General features: G+C 38.0%; 16 protein-coding genes and 1 riboswitch. Of the genes, 14 read left to right on the forward strand and 2 right to left on the reverse strand.

Annotated features, from left to right (window positions below):
* Positions 1-24: 24 nt before the first annotated feature.
* Positions 25-444: an OsmC family protein gene (locus DRF61_RS11730; RefSeq protein ID WP_111957185.1), complete on the forward strand. Its 420-nt coding sequence runs from the start codon at positions 25-27 to the stop codon at positions 442-444.
* A 53-nt stretch (positions 445-497) separates the two neighbouring features.
* Here the strand turns inward: DRF61_RS11730 and DRF61_RS11735 are convergent, their stop codons facing one another.
* On the reverse strand, positions 498-3,113 hold the full coding sequence (locus tag DRF61_RS11735; protein WP_111957187.1) for an MGH1-like glycoside hydrolase domain-containing protein: 2,616 nt from the start codon (positions 3,111-3,113) through the stop codon (positions 498-500).
* Positions 3,114-3,300: 187 nt separating this feature from the next.
* Positions 3,301-3,407: riboswitch (SAM riboswitch) on the forward strand.
* A gap of 57 nt (positions 3,408-3,464) precedes the next feature.
* On the opposite strand from DRF61_RS11735, the gene DRF61_RS11740 reads away from it, so the two are divergent.
* The 7 genes from DRF61_RS11740 to metF all read left to right on the forward strand — a co-directional run bounded on the left by DRF61_RS11740 (position 3,465) and on the right by metF (position 13,114).
* Positions 3,465-4,403 carry an alpha/beta fold hydrolase gene (locus DRF61_RS11740; RefSeq protein ID WP_111957189.1) on the forward strand — a complete coding sequence of 313 codons (939 nt, stop codon included), beginning with the start codon at positions 3,465-3,467 and terminating at the stop codon, positions 4,401-4,403.
* Position 4,404: 1 nt separating this feature from the next.
* Positions 4,405-5,943 (forward strand): ACT domain-containing protein, encoded by a 1,539-nt coding sequence (locus DRF61_RS11745; protein WP_111957192.1) that lies wholly within the window; start codon positions 4,405-4,407, stop codon positions 5,941-5,943.
* 92 nt (positions 5,944-6,035) lie between these two features.
* On the forward strand, positions 6,036-7,196 hold the full coding sequence (locus DRF61_RS11750; RefSeq protein WP_111957194.1) for an O-succinylhomoserine sulfhydrylase: 1,161 nt from the start codon (positions 6,036-6,038) through the stop codon (positions 7,194-7,196).
* A 53-nt stretch (positions 7,197-7,249) separates the two neighbouring features.
* Complete coding sequence (locus DRF61_RS11755; protein WP_111957427.1) at positions 7,250-8,260, forward strand: homocysteine S-methyltransferase family protein; 1,011 nt, start codon at positions 7,250-7,252, stop codon at positions 8,258-8,260.
* Between the two features lie 83 nt (positions 8,261-8,343).
* Positions 8,344-9,435 (forward strand): fatty acid desaturase family protein, encoded by a 1,092-nt coding sequence (locus tag DRF61_RS11760; RefSeq protein ID WP_111957196.1) that lies wholly within the window; start codon positions 8,344-8,346, stop codon positions 9,433-9,435.
* Positions 9,436-9,441: 6 nt separating this feature from the next.
* Positions 9,442-12,102, forward strand: coding sequence for a methionine synthase (gene metH, locus DRF61_RS11765; RefSeq protein WP_111957200.1), 2,661 nt, complete (start codon positions 9,442-9,444; stop codon positions 12,100-12,102).
* Between the two features lie 52 nt (positions 12,103-12,154).
* On the forward strand, positions 12,155-13,114 hold the full coding sequence (gene metF / locus DRF61_RS11770) for a methylenetetrahydrofolate reductase [NAD(P)H] (protein WP_111957203.1): 960 nt from the start codon (positions 12,155-12,157) through the stop codon (positions 13,112-13,114).
* A 51-nt stretch (positions 13,115-13,165) separates the two neighbouring features.
* On the opposite strand, the gene DRF61_RS11775 is transcribed toward metF, so the two are convergent.
* On the reverse strand, positions 13,166-14,320 hold the full coding sequence (locus tag DRF61_RS11775) for a hypothetical protein (protein WP_111957206.1): 1,155 nt from the start codon (positions 14,318-14,320) through the stop codon (positions 13,166-13,168).
* A gap of 90 nt (positions 14,321-14,410) precedes the next feature.
* On the opposite strand from DRF61_RS11775, the gene folE reads away from it, so the two are divergent.
* The 6 genes from folE (at position 14,411) to DRF61_RS11805 (ending at position 22,757) form a co-directional block, all read left to right on the forward strand.
* Entirely contained in the window at positions 14,411-15,079 is a 669-nt protein-coding gene (folE, locus tag DRF61_RS11780; RefSeq protein ID WP_034725871.1) for a GTP cyclohydrolase I FolE, read from the forward strand.
* 3 nt (positions 15,080-15,082) lie between these two features.
* Positions 15,083-15,514, forward strand: a complete 432-nt coding sequence (locus DRF61_RS11785) for a DinB family protein (RefSeq protein ID WP_111957208.1) — start codon at positions 15,083-15,085, stop codon at positions 15,512-15,514.
* Positions 15,515-15,635: 121 nt separating this feature from the next.
* Positions 15,636-17,102, forward strand: coding sequence for a cysteine--tRNA ligase (gene cysS, locus DRF61_RS11790; protein WP_111957211.1), 1,467 nt, complete (start codon positions 15,636-15,638; stop codon positions 17,100-17,102).
* 488 nt (positions 17,103-17,590) lie between these two features.
* Positions 17,591-18,757, forward strand: a complete 1,167-nt coding sequence (locus DRF61_RS11795) for a T9SS type A sorting domain-containing protein (protein ID WP_111957215.1) — start codon at positions 17,591-17,593, stop codon at positions 18,755-18,757.
* A 149-nt stretch (positions 18,758-18,906) separates the two neighbouring features.
* Entirely contained in the window at positions 18,907-21,561 is a 2,655-nt protein-coding gene (locus DRF61_RS11800; protein ID WP_111957219.1) for a 4-alpha-glucanotransferase, read from the forward strand.
* Positions 21,562-21,698: 137 nt separating this feature from the next.
* On the forward strand, positions 21,699-22,757 hold the full coding sequence (locus tag DRF61_RS11805; protein ID WP_111957222.1) for a hypothetical protein: 1,059 nt from the start codon (positions 21,699-21,701) through the stop codon (positions 22,755-22,757).
* The last annotated feature ends 57 nt before the right edge of the window (positions 22,758-22,814 follow it).

Raw genomic sequence — 22,814 nt, forward strand, 5'->3', positions numbered from 1 at the left:
AATACTGAAATATAAATCCGTACAATGAAAATAACACTCAACAGAATAAACGACGACTTTTTATTTGAATGTACCAACTCCCAGGGGAATTCAATTCTTCTGGACAATACCTCACAGCCTGGAGCTAAAGGTGTTTCCCCAATGGAAAGTGTACTTATGGCCGTAGCCGGATGCAGTGGAATAGACGTAGTGGCTATCCTGAAAAAACAGCGTCAGGAAATCACAGGTTTCCAGGCAGAAGTAGAAGGAGAAAGAGTTCCTGTAGAAGATGCAAAGCCATTTAAATCTATCAAAGTAAAATTTCTTTTAGAAGGGAACATAGATCCTAAAAAGGCATTAAAAGCAGCCCAGCTGTCTTTTGAAAAATACTGTTCCGTATCAAAAACTCTGGAACCGAATGTAGAAATCGGATATGAAGTTTTGGTGAACGGAGAGAAAGTTTAACTATTTTTTAATTGATTATAAAGCGGCCGGCCCATTTGGGCCGGCCGCTACATTTATATAGTCATTCTTGGTTTCATAAGCTTGGCAACTGTTGCCGTCCATCCAGTCTGGTGGGAGGCTCCTACGCCCCGGCCATTGTCTCCATGGAAATATTCAAAGAAAGTAATATAATCTTTAAAATGTTCATCATAGTTAAACTTGGCATTACCTCCGTTAAAAGGTCTCTGTCCATCTTCATCCTTTAAAAACAGCGAACATAATCTTTTGCTGATATTCTGTGCCACTTCATCCAGGTTTTTTTTCTCACCACTTCCGGTAGGGAATTCTACCTTTAAGCTGTTGCCATAATAAAAATGAAAACGCTGTAAACTTTCCACGATCAGGAAATTGATTGGAAACCAGATAGGTCCTCTCCAGTTACTGTTGCCACCGAACATCCGGCTGTCACTTTCTGCAGGCGTATAATACACTACATTTTCCGTTCCGTGAACTGAGAATACAAACGGATTTTCCTCATATACTTTTGACATAGCACGGATTCCGTAAGAACTTAAAAATTCGTTCTCATCAAGCATTCTTTTTAAAACCTTTGTCAGCCTGTTCTTACGCAAAATGCTCATCAGGTGCTTTCTGCCTTGTCCTTCCTCGTCCCAGTGGGAAACCAGCTTCGTAAGTTCAGGTTTGTTTTTTAATACCCAGTCCATTCTTGCCTGAAAATTAGGCATTTTTTCCAGTAATTTATGATCTACAATTTCCACGGCAAACATCGGGATTAATCCTACGATGCTTCTCAATTTTAAAGAAACACTATCCCCGTTACCAAGCTGCAGCACGTCATAGAAAAAGCCGTCCTCTTCATTCCATAAACCTTCCTTGCCTTCACCCAGATTTTCCATAGCTTCTGCGATATACAGATAATGTTCAAAAAACTTGATGGCCATATCTTCGTATACCTGATAGTACTGAGCAAGCTCCATAGCAATCCGCATCATATTAAGAGCGTACATAGCCATCCAGCTTGTTCCGTCAGCCTGTTCAAGATGTTGCCCATCCTTCAGCTCCATATTACGGTCAAAAGCACCAATGTTATCCAGACCAAGGAATCCGCCGCCAAAAATATTGTTACCGCTTTTATCCTTTCGATTCACCCACCATGTAAAGTTCAGAAGAAGTTTCTGGAAAACCTTTTCAAGGAATAAAAGATCAGGTTTGCCATTTTGCTTTTCATCAATCTTAAAAACACGGAAGCATGACCATGCATGTACCGGTGGATTTACGTCGCTCAGGTTCCATTCATAAGCAGGAAGCTGCCCATTCGGATGCATATACCATTCCTTTGTTAAAAGCAGAAGCTGCCCTTTGGCAAACTCTCCGTCGATGATAGAAAAAGGAACGCAGTGAAACGCCAGATCCCACGTTGCATACCAAGGGTATTCCCATTTATCAGGCATGGAAATGATATCCTTATTGTGAAGATGGTTCCATTCTGTATTTCTAACATATTCATTGAAGTTTCTGGGAGCTTCGTAGTTTGGATCGCCCTTCAGCCACTTTCCTACATTATAATGATAGAACTGTTTGTTCCAAAGAAGCCCTGCAAATGCCTGCCGCTGAACATTCCTTTCATCTTCATTCGTCGTTTCGCTCTGAATCTCATTGTAGAACTCATCCGTCTCGGCAATTCTGGTATTGAAGATCTCATCAAATTGATCAAAAGGTTCATCTGTTTCATCGGGACATAGCCTGAAATCAAAAATTTTGGACTGTCCCGCTCCAATCATTTCATCAATAATAAAAGATGCTTTGGTACCCCTTTTTTCAGGATTTACCGTATTACTTCCATAAATGATATGATCATTTATTCCATCTTTAAAATAGGTGTTTCCCAGATAAGGAGCTCCATATAATTTTGGGGTATTGGTTTCATTTTCACAGAAAGCACTTTTAGCCGCAAGATTTCTTGAATAGAGTTTTTTAATCGAAATGCTGTCATGGTTAATATCAATACATCCGTCATAGGAAGCATTCATTTGGCCCTTATATGTATTGTAACCCCATTTCCAGTTATTTCGGAACCAGGCAGTTGGAGCTATAACGATGGGAGCATCCTGCCGGCTTCTGTTGTGAACTGTTACTCTTGCAAGAATATCATTGTGGTCTCCCTTACAATATTCAATGAAAATATCGAAATATTCATCGTTATTAAAAATTCCCGTATCAAATATCTCATATTCAGGTTCCTTTTTGCTTCTCCTGCCATTTTCAGCAACAAGATCATCGTAAGGAAATGCATTGATCGGATATTTATACACCATTTTCATATAGCTGTGGGTAGGTGTATTATCTAAGTAATAAAAGAGTTCTTTGATATCCTCTCCGTGATTACCCTGAGGATTGCTTAAGCCAAAAAAGCGCTCTTTTACAATTTTATCTTTTTTGTTCCAAAAGGAAAAGGCAAAACAGAAAATCTGCTTTACATCGGAGATTCCAGCGATCCCTTCTTCGCCCCATCGGTAGGCATAACTTTCTGCATTATTATGGTTGGCGTAATGCCAGGCATTTCCGTTCGGGCTGTAGTCTTCGCGTACATTTCCCCATTGCCGGTTGCTGACGTATGGACCCCAGTTTTTCCATTTAGAATCTTGTAATCTTTCTTTTTCAACAGTCATATTTCATCACTTTTCAAGTACGAAGTTAGTTTTTTTGAAAAATAATTCCAATTCCTTCCGCCTGAAGAATTATTAACATAGCCTTGAAACACTTATTATTACACGGTTTTTTAATATTAAATATTTTTTCTTTTAAAATTTAAAAGAAAAGACTTATCTTTGCCGAGCGTTCATTCAAATATTGAAAATGTTATCAAGAAAGGTTGAGGGATTAGACCCTATGAAACCTTAGCAACCCTTTGTGCAAGCAGAGAAGGTGCTACGTTCTACCAATTTATTTTGGACAGATAACTTACTGAAGTTCTTTTCAGCCATTCCTGTGGCATTTTCAATTGTATTAAAATAATAGAATTGAAAACAGAACTAAACTATATTAATCTTTCGTATCGTACCTTTTCCCAGAAGGAATACCATATCCCGTTGACTTATCAGATCTTCGGGAAAGACTTGTTTACAGCACCTGTTATATTGGTAAATCATGCTTTAACCGGAAATTCAAATGTTTCCGGTGAAAAAGGATGGTGGAAAAAGCTGATCGGTGAAAATCAGGTTATTGATACGACTCAATATACCGTTCTGTGTTTCAATATTCCCGGAAACGGATATGATCATTTTTTAATTGACGAATACGAAGACTTCACGCCTTCAGATATTGCAGAAATATTCCTGAAAGGCCTTGAAGCTTTACATATCAAAAACCTATATGCCATTATCGGAGGTTCACTCGGAGGAGGGATTGCATGGGAAATGCTTGCCAAGCAACCACAGTTGGCGGAGATCTTCATTCCTATTGCCTGCGATTTTAAAACGCACGACTGGCTTCATGCACAATGCCTGGTTCAGAAATTTCTGCTCAACGGAAATGATGAGCCTCTGCAGAAAGCAAGAATTCATGCTATGCTGTGTTACAGAACACCTCAGTCCTTAAATGACAGATTCCAAAATAGATACGATCAAAAAAATCAGCGGTTAGAGTCCGAAGATTGGTTGGTTTATCACGGAAATTCATTAAACGAAAGGTTTAGTTTAATATCCTATAAACTGATGAATCACTTGCTGATGAATATGAACACTGAAGAAGAGCAGTTAACAAAAATCAGTGCCCGAATGCACTTAATTGCAGTAGATACAGATTTATTTTTTCCCGCTTCAGAAATTCGAATGTGCTTTGAGCAGCTGAAAGAGAAAAAGAAAGAGGTTTTCTATCATGAAATACAGTCAATTCACGGGCATGATGCCTTCCTAATGGAATACGAACAATTAAATACTATCATAAAAAATATTTTGTAGAATGAGAAATGCTAACGAAATAAAGTTTTTAAAGAACAGATCAATCATCAAATTTGAAGGTGAAGATTTCCTGGGCGAAATCGGGATCGACGGAAGAATTTTTAAAGCGCTTACTTTGGCGCGCATCAGTGTAGGAGTGATCTCCCAACAGGCTATTGAAAACGGAATATCTATTCTGGTAAATGAGGCCGATGCAGAAAAAGCAGTGACCTGCCTGATCGATGAGTTTGAAGCAGAAAGAAAATCAGGAAAGGTTTCACAGATTTACAGCATCAATAATGTTTCCGTACTAGGATTTGTGGCGGAAGATTTCAATAAAGTACTTGCAGAATTAGCCAGAAATAATGTCTTTCCACTTCTTCTCAACCAGGTTGCGGCCGAAAAGAGAGTGAATATTGTCGTTACCTCTTCCCAGGATGAGAAAACGAAGAATATCATTGAATCCGAAATTTTCAAAAAGCCTAAAACCGTTCACTTGGCAATCATTGGTCACGGAAATGTAGGGAAGACTTTAATAGAGCAGGTTTTACAATCTTCTGAAGAAATCAAAAGACGTAAAAAGATAGATCTTAAAGTGGTTGCAGTAGCCAATTCAAGAAAAATTGCATTCAATAAAAAAGGTTTTAATACAGACTGGAATGATGAGATTTTAACAGCAGAACATCCATCAAATGTTGAGGAATTAATCAACTTCTCAAAAGAAAACCAGCTGGAGAACCTGATCGTGGTAGATAATACGGCAAGCAAAGATTTTGTGAAAAATTACCATGCACTGGCTGAAAACGGCTTTGACTTGGTTTCATCCAATAAAATATTCAACACACTTCCAATAGAAGAATACCGTAAACTAAGATATACGTTGAGCAAAAATAACAGACGTTATCTCTATGAAACCAATGTAGGAGCAGGCCTTCCATTGATTGATACCATAAAACTATTACACCTTTCAGGAGAAAATATTACAAGAATAAAAGGAGTATTCTCAGGATCGTTGAGCTATATTTTTAATAATTTCTCTGTGAGAAACGATAAATTCTCAACCATTATTGGAGAGGCGATGGAAAAAGGATATACAGAACCTGATCCGCGTGAAGACCTTTCCGGAAATGATGTCGCAAGGAAACTTCTGATTCTGGCCAGGGAATTAGATTTGATCAATGAATTCCAGGATATCAATATTCAAAATTTAATTCCTGAAAACCTTTTGTCCGTAGATAAAAACGAATTTATCTCAAGACTGAATGAGCTGGATGAAGAATATCGGAAAATTAAAGAGGGCCAGGAGCCAGGACATGTGCTTCGTTATGTGGGCGATCTTCATGGCGATCTTCAGAAAGACAAAGGTCAGCTTGATGTGAAATTGGTTTCTGTACCGGGTACCTCTGCATTAGGTCAGCTGAAAGGTTCAGATTCTATTTTTGAGATCTATACAGAAAGCTATGGCGAAAACCCAATCGTAATCATGGGAGCCGGAGCCGGAGCCCAGGTAACAGCAAGAGGAGTTTTTGGAGATATTTTAAGAGTAAGTGAAACGAAATAATAATTTAATATAACAATTTAACAATGTACTAATTTAACAATGAGATCATTGGTAAATTGTTAAACTGATACATTGCTACATTTTAAAACTATATGGAAAATTTTGAAACATCAGCGATAAGAACCCAGACTGAAAGAACCCAGTTTGATGAACATACAACACCATTATATCTTACATCCAGTTTTATATTTCAGGATGCAGAAGATATGAGAGCAAGCTTCGCTGAAGAAAAACCTAAAAACCTGTACAGCCGTTTTTCAAACCCGAATGTGACAGAGTTCACTGATAAGATTGCAATAATGGAAGGCGCAGAAGCCGGGTATGCATTTGCAACGGGAATGGCTGCCATTTATTCAACATTTGCGGCTTTATTGAATGCCGGTGATCATATTGTCAGCTGCCAGTCGGTGTTCGGATCTACACATACCTTGTTTACCAAGTATTTCCCGAAATGGAATATCGAAACCACTTATTTTAAAGCTGGAGATGCGGAAAATGTAGAGCAGTATATTAAGCCTAATACAAAAATTTTGTATCTCGAAACTCCAACCAATCCGGCTATTGAGATTCTGGATCTGGAGTTTTTTGGGCAGATTGCAAAAAAACATAACCTAATCTTTATTGTAGATAACTGCTTTGCAACGCCTTATCTGCAACAGCCCATTAAATACGGGGCAGATGTTGTTGTACATTCTGCAACAAAACTTATTGACGGCCAGGGAAGAGTATTAGGTGGAGTAGCTGTAGGAAAAGCCGACCTTATAAGAGAGATTTATCTTTTTGCAAGAAATACCGGACCGGCGATGTCACCTTTCAATGCGTGGGTATTGTCAAAAAGTCTTGAAACATTGGCTATCCGTGTTGAAAAACATTGTGAGAATGCCTTGAAGGTGGCTGAGTTTTTAGAGAGCCATCCCAATGTAGAATTGGTAAAATATCCTTTCCTGAAATCCCATCCAAGTTATGAAATTGCTAAAAAACAGATGAAGTTGGGTGGAAATATCGTAGCTTTTGAAATTAAAGGCGGAATAGAAGGGGGAAGAAACTTCCTGGATAAAATAAAATTGTGCTCGCTTTCTGCCAATTTAGGAGATACAAGAACGATTGTAACCCATCCGGCATCAACTACCCATTCAAAACTGACCGATGAGGAAAGAAACGAAGTAGGTATTACCGCAGGTCTGGTACGCTGTTCGGTAGGTCTTGAGCATGTGGATGATATCATAGCAGATTTAAAGCAGGCCCTGGATTAATTCAATATATGTTTAATGAAATAACTTAAATGGCTTCAGCCAAAATTTATACAATGAAAAATTCAGAACAACTATACCAGGCAATATCCGAGAGAATATTAATTCTTGACGGCGCCATGGGAACCATGCTTCAGCGTTACAAGTTTGAAGAAGAAGATTATCGTGGCGAACGTTTCAAAGACTGGGAACATCCGGTAAAAGGAAATAACGATCTGCTTTCTTTGACCCAGCCTCAGGCAATTGAAGAAGTTCACAAAAAATATCTGGAAGCAGGAGCTGATATTATCGAAACCAACACTTTCTCAGGAACAACAATCGCTATGGCAGATTATCATATGGAAGAATTGGTGTACGAACTGAATTACGAATCAGCAAAAATCGCAAGAAAAGCCTGTGATGAGTTTACTGCTAAGAACCCCGACAAACCAAGATTTGTAGCAGGGTCAATTGGTCCAACCAACAGAACGGCAAGCTTAAGTCCGGATGTAAATGATCCGGGATACAGAGCAATCACTTTTGAAGGATTAAGACTAGCCTACAAACAACAGTGTGAAGCTTTGCTTGATGGTGGTTCGGACATTCTTCTGGTAGAAACCATCTTCGATACCCTGAATGCAAAAGCAGCTCTTTTCGCGATTGATGAGATTCAGGAAGAAAGGAATATAAAAATTCCAATCATGGTTTCCGGTACCATTACAGATGCTTCAGGAAGAACTTTGAGTGGACAGACGGCAGAAGCATTCCTGATCTCAGTATCACATTTAAATTTACTGAGTGTAGGTTTCAACTGTGCCCTTGGTGCTGATCAGCTGACGCCGTATCTGGAAACATTAGCCCATAATTCAGAATTTTATGTTTCAGCCTATCCGAATGCCGGACTTCCGAATGCTTTCGGAAAATATGATGAGACACCGGAAGATATGGCAAGACAGATTAAAGAATATGTAGAGAAAGGATTGATCAATATTATAGGCGGATGCTGCGGAACCACGCCGGACCACATCAAAGCCATTGCAGATCTGGTAGCAGAATATGCTCCAAGAAAATTGAAAAAATTTGCATGATTTAATAGATTTTTTTAATTAAAATATGGAGTAAGTGCTTGATTATAAATGTTATCTTTAAATGAGTCACAAAATTTAACATTATGGAAAAGCCAAGTTACTTGAAAAATTCAGAGGATATAAGACTTTTTAATGAACTGAGAAAGAAAGTGAATCAGCGTTTAGAACAAATTCCCGAAAACAGGGACATCTATATTCAGATCAAAGCGGTTATCCTGCCTTTGGTCTATTTTGCGTTGTATTTCTTTGCTTTATTTAATGCTGACAAACCCTGGATATATATCGGAAGCTTTGTTTTAATGGGAATCTCCTTGGTACTCATTTATTTAAACCTGATCCATGAAGCAGCTCACAATAACATTTATAAAAGTAAAAGACTGAACTCGCTGGTACTGCATATTTTTGACTTTGTAGGAGCGAATTCATACATCTGGAAAAAGAGGCATATTGCCAGTCATCATGCCTACCCGAATGTGGATGGATGGGATACGGATATAGAGCAGAGCGGTCTGCTTTTAATAGTTCCATGGGTCAAGGCAAAAGGTGTGCAGAAATTCCAGCATAGGTTTTTCTTCCTGGTATACCCTCTTTACCTGTTCAATTGGATGTTTATCAGGGATTTCAGAGATTTTTTTGATAAAGAAAGAGTAATTTTAAAGACCCAGGGTTCCATTCCCTTCATTGAAAAAATAAAAATGGTCATTTACAAGCTGTTCTATTTCTTTTATCAGATCGTAGTGCCTATCCTGTTCTTTAAAGTATCCATAGGCTTGGCTTTAGGAGCATGGGGCCTTCAGATCATTGCGGCGAGCATTTTTGCGCTCTTTGTATTATTGCCTCTGCATCCGCTTCCTGATAATGCTTTCCCAAAACTGGATACAAAGAATGGGCTTCCGTTCAGCTGGCTCCGTCACCAGTTTGAGGTAACCAATGATTTAAAAGAAAATAACTGGCTGGTGAGAAATATTTTAGGGAATTTTAATTTTCATGTGGCTCATCATCTTTTTCCGAATTACAGCTATATGTATTATAACGAGATCACAGAAGAGATCGAAGAATTTGCAAAAGAACACAACTTAGCTTATAAAAGATTTCCAATTTTTACTGCTTTAGGCAAGCATGTAGATCTGCTGCGGCAGAATGCAAACAACGCCTATTATATTTTAGAAGAATAAAAATTAATGAAATATTTAAGATTGTCGGGCCTTGAGCCTCTTATTATAACGCCGGAAAGTAATTTCATCAATGTTGGTGAGAGAACCAATGTTGCCGGCTCCAAAAAATTTTTAAGACTGATCAAAGAGGAGAAATTCTCTGAAGCACTTGATATTGCCCGCCATCAGGTAGAAGGTGGCGCACAGATTCTTGATGTCAATTTCGATGACGGATTGATCGATGGAAAAGCTTCTATGATCAAATTTCTGAATTTAATTGCTTCAGAACCTGATATCTCAAGAATTCCCATCATGATTGACTCTTCCAAATGGGAGATCCTGGAAGCCGGCCTTCAGGTGGCACAGGGTAAATGTGTCGTCAATTCCATCAGTCTCAAGGGTGGTGAAGAAGAATTTATCAAGCAGGCCAAAGCCGTAAAAAGATACGGTGCTGCAGTCATTGTAATGGCATTTGATGAATCAGGACAGGCAGACAATTATGATCGCAGGCTTGAGATATCAAAACGGTCGTATGATATTTTGGTTAATCAAGTTGGTTTTCCTGCTGAAGACATTATTTTCGACCTGAATATTTTCCCTGTGGCAACAGGAATGGAAGAACATAGAAGAAACGCTATCGACTTCATTGAAGCCACCAGATGGGTAAGACAGAATCTTCCTTATGCTTCTGTAAGCGGTGGTGTAAGTAATGTTTCGTTTTCATTCCGTGGAAATGATACCGTAAGAGAAGCCATGCACTCCGTATTCCTTTACCATGCTATTCAGGCCGGAATGAATATTGGTATTGTGAACCCTTCCATGCTGGAAGTATATGATGAGATCAATAAAGAGCTTCTGGAGCTTGTGGAAGATGTGATCCTTGATAAAAGAGAGGATGCTACAGAAAGACTTCTGGAGTATTCCGAAAAAAATAAATCCGTCAAAAAAGAAATCGTTGAAGATCTCGAATGGCGAACAAGGCCTTTACAGGATAGAATTACCCATGCTTTGGTAAAAGGAATCGACCGTTTTATTGAAGAAGATGTAGAAGAGGCCAGAAAACAGGCCGCAAAACCATTGCATGTTATTGAGGTTAATCTTATGACCGGAATGGGCGTTGTGGGAGACCTTTTCGGAAGTGGGAAAATGTTCCTTCCACAGGTGGTAAAATCTGCAAGGGTAATGAAAAGAGCAGTAGCTTATCTGCAGCCTTTTATTGAAGCCGAAAAAGACGGCACAAGGCCAGCTAACGGAAAAATTCTGATGGCGACGGTAAAAGGTGATGTTCATGATATTGGAAAAAACATCGTAAGTGTGGTATTGGGTTGTAACAATTATGAAATTGTAGACCTTGGAGTTATGGTGCCTGCAGAGAAAATTATTCAGACGGCTATCGAACAGAAAGTTGATGTTATCGGATTAAGCGGATTGATCACACCAAGTCTTGATGAGATGGTATATATCGCTTCTGAATTGGAAAGACAAAACCTTAATTTTCCTCTGTTGATTGGCGGTGCAACCACATCAAAAGCCCACACCGCTGTGAAAATCGATTTAAAATATAAAAATGCAGTAGTTCACGTTAATGATGCCTCAAGGGCGGTAAACGTAGTGAGCTCCTTGTTAGGCGACAGAAACAAAGATTATGTTTCAGACCTGAAAGACGAATACTCTGATTTCCGTGAAAAGTTTCTGAACAGACAAATTGATAAAGACTATGTTTCCATTGAAGAAGCTAGAAAGAATCATTTCAGCATCGATTGGGAAAACGAGGATATTTTTACGCCGAATAATTTAGGTGTAACCGTAATAGAAGATCAGGACCTGAATGAGTTGCTTCCGTTTGTTGACTGGTCGCCATTCTTCAGAAGCTGGGACCTTCACGGGAAATATCCGAATATTTTAGAAGATGAGGTGGTAGGAGCCCAGGCTAAAGAATTGTTTAAAGATGCCCAAGTTATTTTAAAAAGAATCCTTGATGAAAAACTGCTGAAAGCAAAAGCCATCTTCGGAATTTTCAAGGCCAACTCCAATGATACTGATGATATCTTAATCTTTGACGAAAATAATGAAGAACAGGCCAGATTCTTAACCTTAAGACAACAGGCTCAACGTTCAAAAGGAAAAGAATATTTAGCGTTAAGTGACTTTATTGCCCCCCAGGCTTCCGGTAAAACAGATTATGTAGGAGCTTTCTGTGTAACTACAGGCTTCGGTACAGACGAACTTGCAGAAGAATATGAAAAAGCCAATGATGATTACAATGCCATCATGGTAAAAGCTTTGGCTGATAGATTTGCAGAAGCTTTTGCAGAATTTTTACATAAAAAAGTAAGAACAGAATATTGGGGCTATGCCAACCAGGAAAATTTAAGCAATGAAGATCTGATCGCAGAAAAATACAAAGGAGTCCGTCCCGCACCGGGTTATCCCGCATGTCCGGACCACCTGGAAAAGAAGACCATCTGGGATCTTTTAAAAGTAGAAGAGAACACCGGAGTTTTCCTTACCGAAAGCCTGGCAATGTTCCCAACGGCCTCCGTTTCCGGATATTATTTCGGAAGCCCGCATGCTAAATATTTTGGACTTGGAAAAATAACCGAAGACCAGCTAAAAGATTATGCAGAAAGAAGAGGCTGTAGCATTCAGGAAGCAAGAAAGTGGTTGTCCCCCAATTTAGCAGATTAAAAAATATCAACAGGCACTTCTTTAAAAGCTAAAAATATAACTAAACTATAAAATGAAGATCACTGAACACATAAAAAATGCAAATGGCAAAACCTTATTCTCTTTAGAAGTGGTTCCGCCCCAAAAGGGGATCGGAATTGAAGATCTGTATACCAACATAGATCCGCTTATGGAGTTTAAGCCCCCTTTTATAGATGTAACTACCTCAAGGGAAGAATATATTTATATTGATAAAGGAAATGGGCTGATGGAACGCCGGATCACCAGAATGCGTCCCGGAACCTTAGGTATTTGTGCCGCCATCCAGCATAAATATAATGTAGATACCGTTCCCCATCTCCTTTGCGGAGGCTTCACCAAAGAAGAAACCGAATATCTTCTGGTAGATTGTATGTACCTGGGAATAGACAATATAATGGCCCTGAGAGGCGATGCCATGAAAGGGCATCAATACTTTGAGCCAACACCGGGAGGTCATGCCAGTGCTATGGATCTCGTTCATCAGATTAATGATCTGGGAAGAGGGAAATACCTTCACAATGATGAAAAAGCCTGTGATGAACTTAATAAATTCTGCATAGGAGTAGCCGGTTATCCGGAAAAACATATGGAAGCACCTTCCATGAATTATGACCTGAAATGGCTGAAAGAAAAAGTAGATGCCGGAGCAGATTATATCGTTACTCAAATGTTTTTTGACAATAAAAGATTTATTGAATTTGTGACTAAGGCCAGAGAAATGGGAATTACCGTTCCTATTATCCCGGGAATTAAACCTATTGCGACCAAAAAGCACCTGAAGATCCTGCCGCAGGTTTTTAAAATAGACCTTCCTGAAGAGCTGATCAACGAAGTGGAAAATGCTAAAAATAATGAAGCGGTAAAACAGATCGGGATCGAGTGGGCTATTGCCCAATGCAAAGAATTGCTTGATTTTGGAGTTCCTGTGCTGCACTTTTACTCCATGGGAAAAAGTGACAATATTAAAAAAGTAGCCGGAGAGCTATTCTAATAGAGTATCAAAAATGAAAGGAGCCCTGCTATCAATAGCAGGGTTTTTTATTTAAAGGATAGGATGTCTTTCAAACTCTCTAGTGCGGTCAAATAAATACCGGTACGTAGCCAGTTTTCTGGTCACAGTCGTGTCAAGACTCTCAGCTATTTTTATCATTTTAGGATTAAAATCTCCGATCCACTGGAGCTCCGTAGTTTTAAAATCCGTATGCTTTCTCAGGTGCTGCGTTCCTTCCCAGATCATATAGCCGTCAATACCTTTCTTCTGCCATTCCGGAACAACACCAAATACCAGTCCCACCATTTTTTCATTCTTTTTGAATTGCTTTATCCACAAAAATTTAAGCTTTTCAACAATCCCGAATTTACCGTTCAGATATTTGAACCACTGGTTCACATCCGGAAGATTCATCCACATGGCAATAGGTTTTTCATTTTCATACACAAACCAGGAAATATGCTCATTGATAATAGGTTTCATGGTTCTGAACATTTTGAGGACCTTTGCTTCTTCCAGCTGCTTGCCTTCGCCATGGGCAGCCCATGCCTGATTATATATTTCTGTAAAATCTTTTGCAAACTTAGGCAGATCATTCTTTTTCATCGGTCTTGCAGAGATGGCCGGGTTTCTGCTGTGCTTGGTATGCATTAGGGTAAAGATCCTTGAAACCTCCGCAAAAATCGGTCTTGAAAAACAGAGCTGTTCAAAATATACTTTGAAGCCATAATTTTCAAACAAGTCTTTGTAATATGGAAAATTGTAATTCATTCCGAAAAGCGGTTCAGCAAAACCTTCCGTCAGAAGTCCCCAGAACTTATCCCGTTCCCCGAAATTAATAGGACCGTCCATAGCTTCCATGCCTCTTTCCTGAAGCCAGTGTTTGCAGTGGTCAAAAATAAAATCCGCTGTTTTCTGATCATTGATACAGTCGAAAAAACCTATTCCGCCGGTGGGTTGTTTCTGTTCATAAAGAGTAGACATGAACACGGCCACTTTCCCTACTATTTCATTCTCTTTGTTTTTAAATAAGAACCGGGCACATTCGCCATTCACGAAAGATTTATTCTTTTCAGGATCAAAAATCTCTTCGATGTCCTGATTTCTGGGTCTTATATAGCTTTTGTCATGCCGGTAAAGTTGGGCAGGAAATTCTAAAAATTTCTTTTTCTGGTTGTCACTCTGTACTTCTTCGACAATAATCATAAGGCTAAGTTGAGAAAGGATAATGTTTTTCGTTCAAAATGAAATTGATGAACAGATTTTATCCGTATTTTTGTTGCAAATTAAATAAAAATGGTTGATTTTACCGATAACGACGATGATATTTTCACAGGAAAAGAACATACGCCTATTAGGAAAGATGCTTTTGATAAATCGCCACAGGAAAAAATAGAAAAAATTACCGAACTTTTCGGTGAGATTATGGAAACACTGGGGATGGATATGACGGATGATTCTTTAAAAGATTCACCAAAGCGTGTTGCCAAAATGTATGTTAATGAAATTTTTGGAGGGCTCCTTCCTGAAAATAAGCCGGGAATTTCCACGTTCTCTAATAAATATAAATACCGCCAGATGCTGGTGGAAAAAGATATTACGGTATATTCTTTCTGCGAACACCACTTTCTGCCGATCATCGGAAGAGCCCATGTTGCCTATATTTCAAACGGTGAAGTGATTGGCCTTTCCAAGATCAACAGAATTGTGGATTATTATGCAAAAAGGCCACAGGTTCAGGAAAGACTGACCATGCAGATCGTAGATGCCCTGAAAGAAGCATTGGGTACAAAAGATGTAGCCTGTATTATTGATGCCAAGCATTTATGCGTCAACTGCAGAGGAATAAAAGATACAGCAAGTTCTACCATTACGGCAGAATTGAGTGGTATTTTCAGAACCAACCCGATCACCAGACAGGAATTCCTGCATTATGTGGGAAGTCATGCTAAACTTGATTATTAATAAATGGACTATCAGATTCTAAAAAATATTGTTAATGCCGAACTTCAGAGATTTGAAACAATTTCAGAAGAAGAATGGTCCTATAAAATTTCACCGGAAAAGTGGTCCAAAAAAGAAATTTTAGGCCATCTTTGCGATAGTGCTCTTACCAATATCAGAAGATTTGTGGTAACACAATACAAAGAAAATGATACTATTGTATATGATCAGGATTTTTGGGTAAAAGCGCAGAATTATCAGGATATTCCGGTTTCGGAAGTGATCAGCCTTTGGAAATCTTTGAATTTTCAGATTGTTCATACTGTGGAAAATATTCCTGACGAAGCTTTGAAAAGAATTTGTGATACAACAAAAACAGTTCCTCAAACCTTTACTTTGGAATACATTATTCAGGATTATATTGATCATCTGCAATATCACTTAAAAGCAATTTAATAATGGTAATATTTAAAAGAGTTTCAAATAAAATTTTTCTCACGACAATTATCTGTTGTGGTTAGAATTATTTTAACTAATTTTTAAATCCTTTAATCATTGAATCTTTTAACTTAAAAAAATGCAATTAAAACTATATAACTCCCTTACAGGAGAAAAAGAAATATTTAAACCAATTTTAGAAGGAAACGTCGGAATGTATGTCTGCGGACCTACCGTGTACAGCAATGTGCATTTGGGAAATGTAAGAACATTTCTTTCCTTTGATTTTATATACCGTACCCTGATGCATTTGGGGTATAAAGTAAGATATGTCAGGAATATTACAGATGCAGGCCATCTTACAGACGATGGGAACGTAGATAACGACAGATTCGTAAAACAGACGCGTCTTGAAAAGTTGGAACCCATGGAAATCGTACAGAAATATACGGTCGATTTTCACAAAGTGTTGGAAATGTTCAACCTGTTGCCTCCCAATATTGAACCGACAGCGACAGGTCACATCGTGGAGCAGATCGAATTGACCCAGAAACTTATTGAAAGAGGTTTTGCCTATGAAAGCAACGGTTCTGTATATTTTGATGTTCTGGAATACAATAAAAGAGGATTGAATTACGGTGAACTTTCAAAACGTAATATCGAAGAGCTTTTTGCCAATACCCGTGATCTTGACGGTCAGGGCGAAAAGAAGAATCCACAGGATTTTGCACTATGGAAAAAAGCATCTCCTGCTCACATTATGAGATGGAATTCCCCTTGGGGTGAAGGTTTCCCGGGATGGCACCTTGAATGTACTGCCATGAGCACGAAATATTTAGGTGAAAAATTCGATATCCATGGTGGTGGAATGGACTTGAAATTCCCGCACCATGAATGCGAAATCGCACAGGGGAAGGCTTGCAATGATACGGCTCCGGTTAATTACTGGATGCATGCCAATATGCTGACAATGAATTCTCAGCGTATGAGTAAATCGACGGGGAACTATATCCTTCCGATGCAGTTGGTTACAGGAGAAAATGATTTCTTTGAAAAACCTTTCCATCCTTCTATCGTACGTTTCTGTTTCCTGCAGGCACATTACAGAAGTGTGCTGGATATTTCAAACGATGCGATGATGGCCAGTGAAAAAGGTTTCATCAGATTAATGGAGGCTGTTAAAGTATTAAATTCGATTACTCCGGATAATGAAAAACGGTCTGAATTCAATCTTCAGGAATGGAAAAATAAATGTTACGATGCTTTAAATGATGATTTCAATTCTCCGATCCTGATTGCTCATTTATTTGAAGCTGTGAAATATATTTTTGCTTTAAATGATGGTAAAGAAACAATCTCTGCTGAGGATCTTGAAGATTTAAAGTCAACATTACATGCCTTTATATTTGACGTGTTAGGACTTCAGAGTATCGAAGAAAATAATAACGAAAAACTCGATCAAACTTTAAAAGTTTTAATAGAGCTGAGAAATCAGGCAAGAAAATCAAAAAACTTTGACCTTTCAGATCAGATCAGAGATAAGCTGCTTGCTGAAGGCATTGAATTAAAAGACGGAAGAGACGGAACAACTTACGTTCTGAATTAACCTAAAATACATAAACACAGCTCCCGCTGATGACGTGGATTCTGCAGATAAATCTGTTGCAATCCGTGTGATCGACGGGAGTTCTTTTTTTTGCTGAGGTCAGGCAATCCTACTTTTACGATTAACTGCTGGTATAATTTTTTGCAGATTTTACTTATTTGTGTTTTCTTGAAATTTAAATCACTGACTCTACTTATGTCAGCTAAGCTGGCAATCTTTGCTTCTTTAAAATATACAGCTTAATCATCAATCTTTACGTTAAAAAAACACTACTATCACAAATTGTTTTCACTAATACTACCATGCTACTGTCAGTGTTATTGGTGAAATTTGTGTTTAAAAGAAAAAAAATAATTTATCAAAACTTCAACGTTTAGATTAAATGATTGTAAATATTATGTAAATGATATTATTTTTTTATGATTCAATTTGTAAATTGTGTAACTTAGTTATAACTAAAATGATCACGAATCTAAATTCTACATTGTATGAAAAAACATTTATTCCCTCTTTTCCTGCTTGTGTTTGGTGCTAATGTCCAGGCGCAGCAGGACTTTTTTGCTATTGCCGGAAAAGATACTTCCAGCATAGTTTTCAGTGATTTCCGTGCCATGGATGCGGTAAGCGGTGCTTCCGGAGAAAAATTGTTTTCGGCGGATACTGCGGTAAACGTATTTTCTCAGGAAAGAAAAGGTCAGGTATCTGAGGATAAGAATTCCTACAGCCACTCTCAAGCAGTTACTATGGCGGCTCTGGCTTATGATCCTTTGAATAATAATTTGGTGTATATGCCGATGTTTTCATCAAATATTTATGTTTTGAATGCCAAGACTAAAGAAATTATTTTGGTAGAAAATACCGTGGCAAGAGTAACTTCCTGTGATATCAATTCCCACATCACAAGAATGACTACAGGATATGACGGAAATATTTATGCTCTTAATAACGCAGGAACACAGTTGCTTCAGATCAGCAGAAAAGGAAGTCAGTATACAGTCAGTGACCTTGGGATTATTAAGGATGATGCTTCCAATGGGAAAAATTCATTTACGGCTATTGAAACGGGTTTCGGAGGTGACATGATTGCAGATGCTGAAAATAATTTTTATGTTTTTTCAGCTTCAGGAAATGTTTTTAAGGTAATTACAAAAGAATTGAAAGCCAAATTTATAGGTAAAATATCCGGTATTCCTGAAAATTATTCAGTGAATGGATCTGCTGTCAATGCTAAAGGAAAAGTAATTATTGCAAGTGCCAAAGGAGACAGTTTATATGAAGTAGACCTGTTGACTCTTCAGGCAAAAGCTCTTCCGGGTGGAGGAAAACCTCATATTTATGATCTTGCAAGCAGATATTTTGCCAATGACAGAACTTCTTCGGTAAATACATTAGCTAATATTGATATCTATCCGACCAGAGTAGATGAACACTTTATCAACATTAGTGTAAATGATAAAGCTGTAAAAGGAAATTTAAAACTTAGTGTTTTTGATCTTTCCGGGAAAAATGTAACGGAACAGAATCTATCTGTAAAAGATGGCTCGCTCAATCAGCAGGTTTATCTCAAAAATTTAGTCAATGGAGCTTATATTGTAAGCATTACAAATGAATCCGGTAAAGTAATATTAAGTAAAAAAATTATTGTTACAGAATAAAAGCTTAGATAATTGATATAAATTCCATTTAACTCTAATAAAATATAAAGCCTTTTCAAGTTATTTTGGAAAGGTTTTTTAATGATTATTTGATCTTCAATAAGTTTTGTTTTTCGATATTAAAATGTATTTTTATAAAAAAAATATAGATGAAGCTATACTTTAATGTAGGATATAATGCAAAGGCAGGACAGAGTTTACTGCTCCTGATTGTGGATGAGGAAGGAGCTGTTGTCCAGACTCATGCCCTGTTTTATGCAGAAAACGGCATCTGGAAATGTGAAGTGGATTATTTTTCAAAATCAGTCTCATATAAATATCAGCTTACAGATGAAAAAGGCAATATTCTTAGAGAAGAATTTGTGCTGCACCATCTTAATTTCCCGCATAACTACAAAGAGTTTATTATTTTCGATGAATGGAATAATAAAAATTTCCCTGAGAACTATTTGAACAATAAGATCCTTTATAATAAGCTTAATCAGTTTGTTCCCGAAAAAGCTGCAGTTTTAAAAAAGCATACCCATTTATTCAGAATTGAAGCACCTGTTTACAATCCCGACTGGGAAATTGCCCTCTTCGGAAGTACAGCTTCTCTGGGGAACTGGAATTATGATAAAGCGATCCGTCTTTCACAGACAGATTTTGGAGTTTGGGAAGCTTCCGTTGAAATTCCTGAGAATGAATTTATCCAATTTAAATATTGTCTCTACAGCAAAAAAGAAGGAAAAATTATTGATGTCGAAACCGGTGAAAATAGATTTACGGTTGCTAATCAGTTGAAAGATGTGCTGCAGATTGTTTCCAATCATTATTTTAAATTCAAGTCTTACCAGATGTATCATGATGCTGGTGTGGCAGTTCCTGTGTTTTCTTTAAGAAGTGAGAACGGTTTTGGAGTAGGAGAATTTTCCGATCTTAAAAAGCTGGCCGACTGGACGAAGGAAACCAATCTGGGTATTATCCAGATCCTTCCGATAAATGATACTACTGCCAATTATTCCTGGACGGATTCTTATCCTTATGCGGCGGTTTCTGTCTATGCTTTGCATCCGCAGTATATTTGCCTGGAAAATCTTGACTTTGCTTTACCGGAAGAATTAGTTTCTGAGTATCAGTCTGAAAAAGAGGCATTGAATGCTCTTGACCTGATTGATTATGAAAAAATGATCGCAGGAAAATGGAAGTTTTTAAAAGCAGTTTTCAATGCAGGAAAAGAGAAAATTTATAAGGACAGGAACTTTAAAAAATTTATAAAAGACAACGATTACTGGCTGACTCCTTATGCCGCATTCTGTGTACTCAGGGATAAATATAAAACTCCGAACTTCAACGACTGGAAAACCCATAAAAAATATATTGCAGGAAAAATTTCACAGTTTTTCACCACAAAAAGCAAAGATTATGATGCTTCCATGCTTCATGCCTGGGTGCAGTACCAGCTTCATTTACAACTGAAAGATGCTGTAGATTACATCCACAGCTTAGGAGTATCCTTGAAAGGAGATCTTCCGATCGGTATTTATAGACATTCTGTGGAAGCATGGACAGAACCTGAGCTTTTCGGGATGGATTTCCAGGCCGGAGCACCGCCGGATCAGTTTACAGAGCTGGGTCAGAACTGGGAATTTCCAACATACAACTGGGAAGCCATGAAGGAAGATGATTACCGCTGGTGGAAAAACAGGTTTAAAGCACTTGAGCAGTATTTCGATGCTATGAGAATTGATCATATCTTAGGATTTTTCAGAATCTGGAGGATGCCAATTTCTGCTACACAAGGGATTTTAGGCTACTTTTATCCTGCGGTTCCTATTGTTCTGGATGAATTTAAAGCAAGGCATATTCCTTTTGATTTCAACAGATACTGTAAGCCTTTCATCAATGAAAGAATTTTGTGGGAATATTTCGGGGAAGACAGCAGTAAAGTTTTTGAATTTATTAACAGCAATAATGACGGAACATACTCCTTCAAAGAAGAATTTGATACCCAGAGAAAGCTGGCAGAATTTTTCAAAAAGAACCCAAAAGGCTCTGTAGAAGAAAAACTTATCTCTTTATGTGCCAATGTTTTGTTCCTTACTGAAGAAAGGAATGGCGAAACAGTATATCATCCAAGATTTAATGTGTTTAATACCCACTCCTATAAATATCTTTCAGAATGGGAAAGGAAGGCGATTTATGAGCTGTACCATGATTATTTCTTCAGAAGACAGGATCACCTATGGTACGAGAAAGCGATGGAGAAACTGCCGGTTATTCTTAATGCAACGAAAATGCTGATCTGTGGCGAAGACCTGGGAATGGTTCCTGCCTGCGTGCCTGTTGTAATGGATGAGCTGGCGATCATTGCTTTAAAAGTACAGCGAATGCCGTCAGACAATATTCCGTTTTACAATCCTAAAAAAGCTGATTATATGAATGTGGTAACGGCTTCCTCACATGACAGCTCAACGCTGAGACAATGGTGGAAGGAAGATCCTGCACTAACACAGAAATATTTTAATCAACAATTGGTGCAGTATGGAAAAGCTCCGGACGAAATGGATTCTCATCTTGCAGAAATCATTATGAAACAGCATCTTTACACTGATGCGATGCTTGCTGTTTTCCCAATCCAGGAATTTCTTGCAACGGAACCTGAGCTGACCAATCAGAACATGGATAATGAGAGGATTAATAACCCTGCAGTTTTCCCACATTACTGGCGCTACAGGATGCATTTAAAGCTCGAGGACTTAAAAGGTAAAAAATATTTCAATGAAAAAATAGCCTATTGGATAAAAGATAGCGGAAGATTATAAATTTAACATTTGATTATCAATTAGTTAAAAGTAAATTAAAAGAAGTTTCATCTTAGGATTTAACTTCTTTTTTTTATTTATATCCAAAAGATAGAATAGAGATATTCTGCTATATACTAACCAATTAACGATTAGAGATGAAAAAAATACTTTTGGGATTTGCTTTGGGACTGGCAGCTTTGTCTTCCGCCCAGCAGTATCCAAATAACGGATGGGGAGATGATGGATATTATCAGAATGGAGATGGCTATTATAATGATGAGGATGACAGAAATTATTTCCCGGACGATTATTACTATAACTATCCTCAGGATTATTATCCAAGCGATTATTACCAGGGATACTATAATGACTACAGAAACAGTGTTGTAAATATCAACTGGAATGTATTCTTCAGAGATAACAGATTGAACCGATGGCAGATTGATCAGATCTTAAGTCTTAATAACCTGTATGTGAATTTTTCTACATGGAATAATTTTTACAGATACAATCCTGACAGATGGTATTATGACAGATTCTATGCATTGGAAAGAATTTTAGGGCCAAGAGTATTTGTTGTTTTCCAAAACAATTATTACCGTGGAGCAAGCCCGATTGTTTACTTCCAGAATTACAGAAGAACCTATTATGCACCGAGATATGCAGTAATGCCGAGATACAGGAATGTAAACATCAATGTGTACAGAGTAGATAGAGCGAAGTTCCGAAGAATGGACAACCCTACTTTTAATGTAATCAGAAGCAGCAGATCTGATAATGGATTCAGAGGATCCAGAGATAATAATTCCGGAGGTTTCCGTAAGCAGGCTGATCAGAACAACGGTTTCCGCAATGAAAATAATGGGGTAAGAAATAACGGAGGATTCAGAGGGAATTCAGAAAATAACGGAACACGTGGAGGATTTGGAAATAATGGTGGTAACGGAGGTTTCAGAGGAAATAATGAACCGAACAGGGAAAGGGCTCCGCAAAGAGAAAATAACAGTGGAGGATTTGGAAATAATGGTGGTAACAGAGGCTTCAGAGGAAATAATGAAGCGAACAGGGAAAGAACTCCACAAAGAGAAAATAATAGTGGAGGGTTTAGAGGAAACAGTGGAGGTTCCAGATCTGAAAATTCACCGAGACCACAGAACGACCGCGGCAGTGAAAACAGAGGGGGTGGTTTCAGAGGCAGACTGGTAAACAGATAAAATAATAATTTTCATATATTATATTTAAGTGGTGTGAAGGGCAGATTTTAGGATCTG

Source organism: Chryseobacterium lathyri (assembly GCF_003290185.1).
Lineage (GTDB): Bacteria > Bacteroidota > Bacteroidia > Flavobacteriales > Weeksellaceae > Chryseobacterium > Chryseobacterium lathyri.

Coding starts and splice junctions, on each gene's coding strand:
- DRF61_RS11730 (WP_111957185.1), top strand. CDS start 25: ATGAAAATAACACTCAACAGAATAAACGACGACTTTTTATTTGAATGT.
- DRF61_RS11735 (WP_111957187.1), bottom strand. CDS start 3,113: ATGACTGTTGAAAAAGAAAGATTACAAGATTCTAAATGGAAAAACTGG.
- DRF61_RS11745 (WP_111957192.1), top strand. CDS start 4,405: ATGAGAAATGCTAACGAAATAAAGTTTTTAAAGAACAGATCAATCATC.
- DRF61_RS11750 (WP_111957194.1), top strand. CDS start 6,036: ATGGAAAATTTTGAAACATCAGCGATAAGAACCCAGACTGAAAGAACC.
- DRF61_RS11755 (WP_111957427.1), top strand. CDS start 7,250: ATGAAAAATTCAGAACAACTATACCAGGCAATATCCGAGAGAATATTA.
- DRF61_RS11760 (WP_111957196.1), top strand. CDS start 8,344: ATGGAAAAGCCAAGTTACTTGAAAAATTCAGAGGATATAAGACTTTTT.
- metH (WP_111957200.1), top strand. CDS start 9,442: ATGAAATATTTAAGATTGTCGGGCCTTGAGCCTCTTATTATAACGCCG.
- metF (WP_111957203.1), top strand. CDS start 12,155: ATGAAGATCACTGAACACATAAAAAATGCAAATGGCAAAACCTTATTC.
- DRF61_RS11775 (WP_111957206.1), bottom strand. CDS start 14,320: ATGATTATTGTCGAAGAAGTACAGAGTGACAACCAGAAAAAGAAATTT.
- folE (WP_034725871.1), top strand. CDS start 14,411: ATGGTTGATTTTACCGATAACGACGATGATATTTTCACAGGAAAAGAA.
- DRF61_RS11785 (WP_111957208.1), top strand. CDS start 15,083: ATGGACTATCAGATTCTAAAAAATATTGTTAATGCCGAACTTCAGAGA.
- cysS (WP_111957211.1), top strand. CDS start 15,636: ATGCAATTAAAACTATATAACTCCCTTACAGGAGAAAAAGAAATATTT.
- DRF61_RS11795 (WP_111957215.1), top strand. CDS start 17,591: ATGAAAAAACATTTATTCCCTCTTTTCCTGCTTGTGTTTGGTGCTAAT.
- DRF61_RS11800 (WP_111957219.1), top strand. CDS start 18,907: ATGAAGCTATACTTTAATGTAGGATATAATGCAAAGGCAGGACAGAGT.
- DRF61_RS11805 (WP_111957222.1), top strand. CDS start 21,699: ATGAAAAAAATACTTTTGGGATTTGCTTTGGGACTGGCAGCTTTGTCT.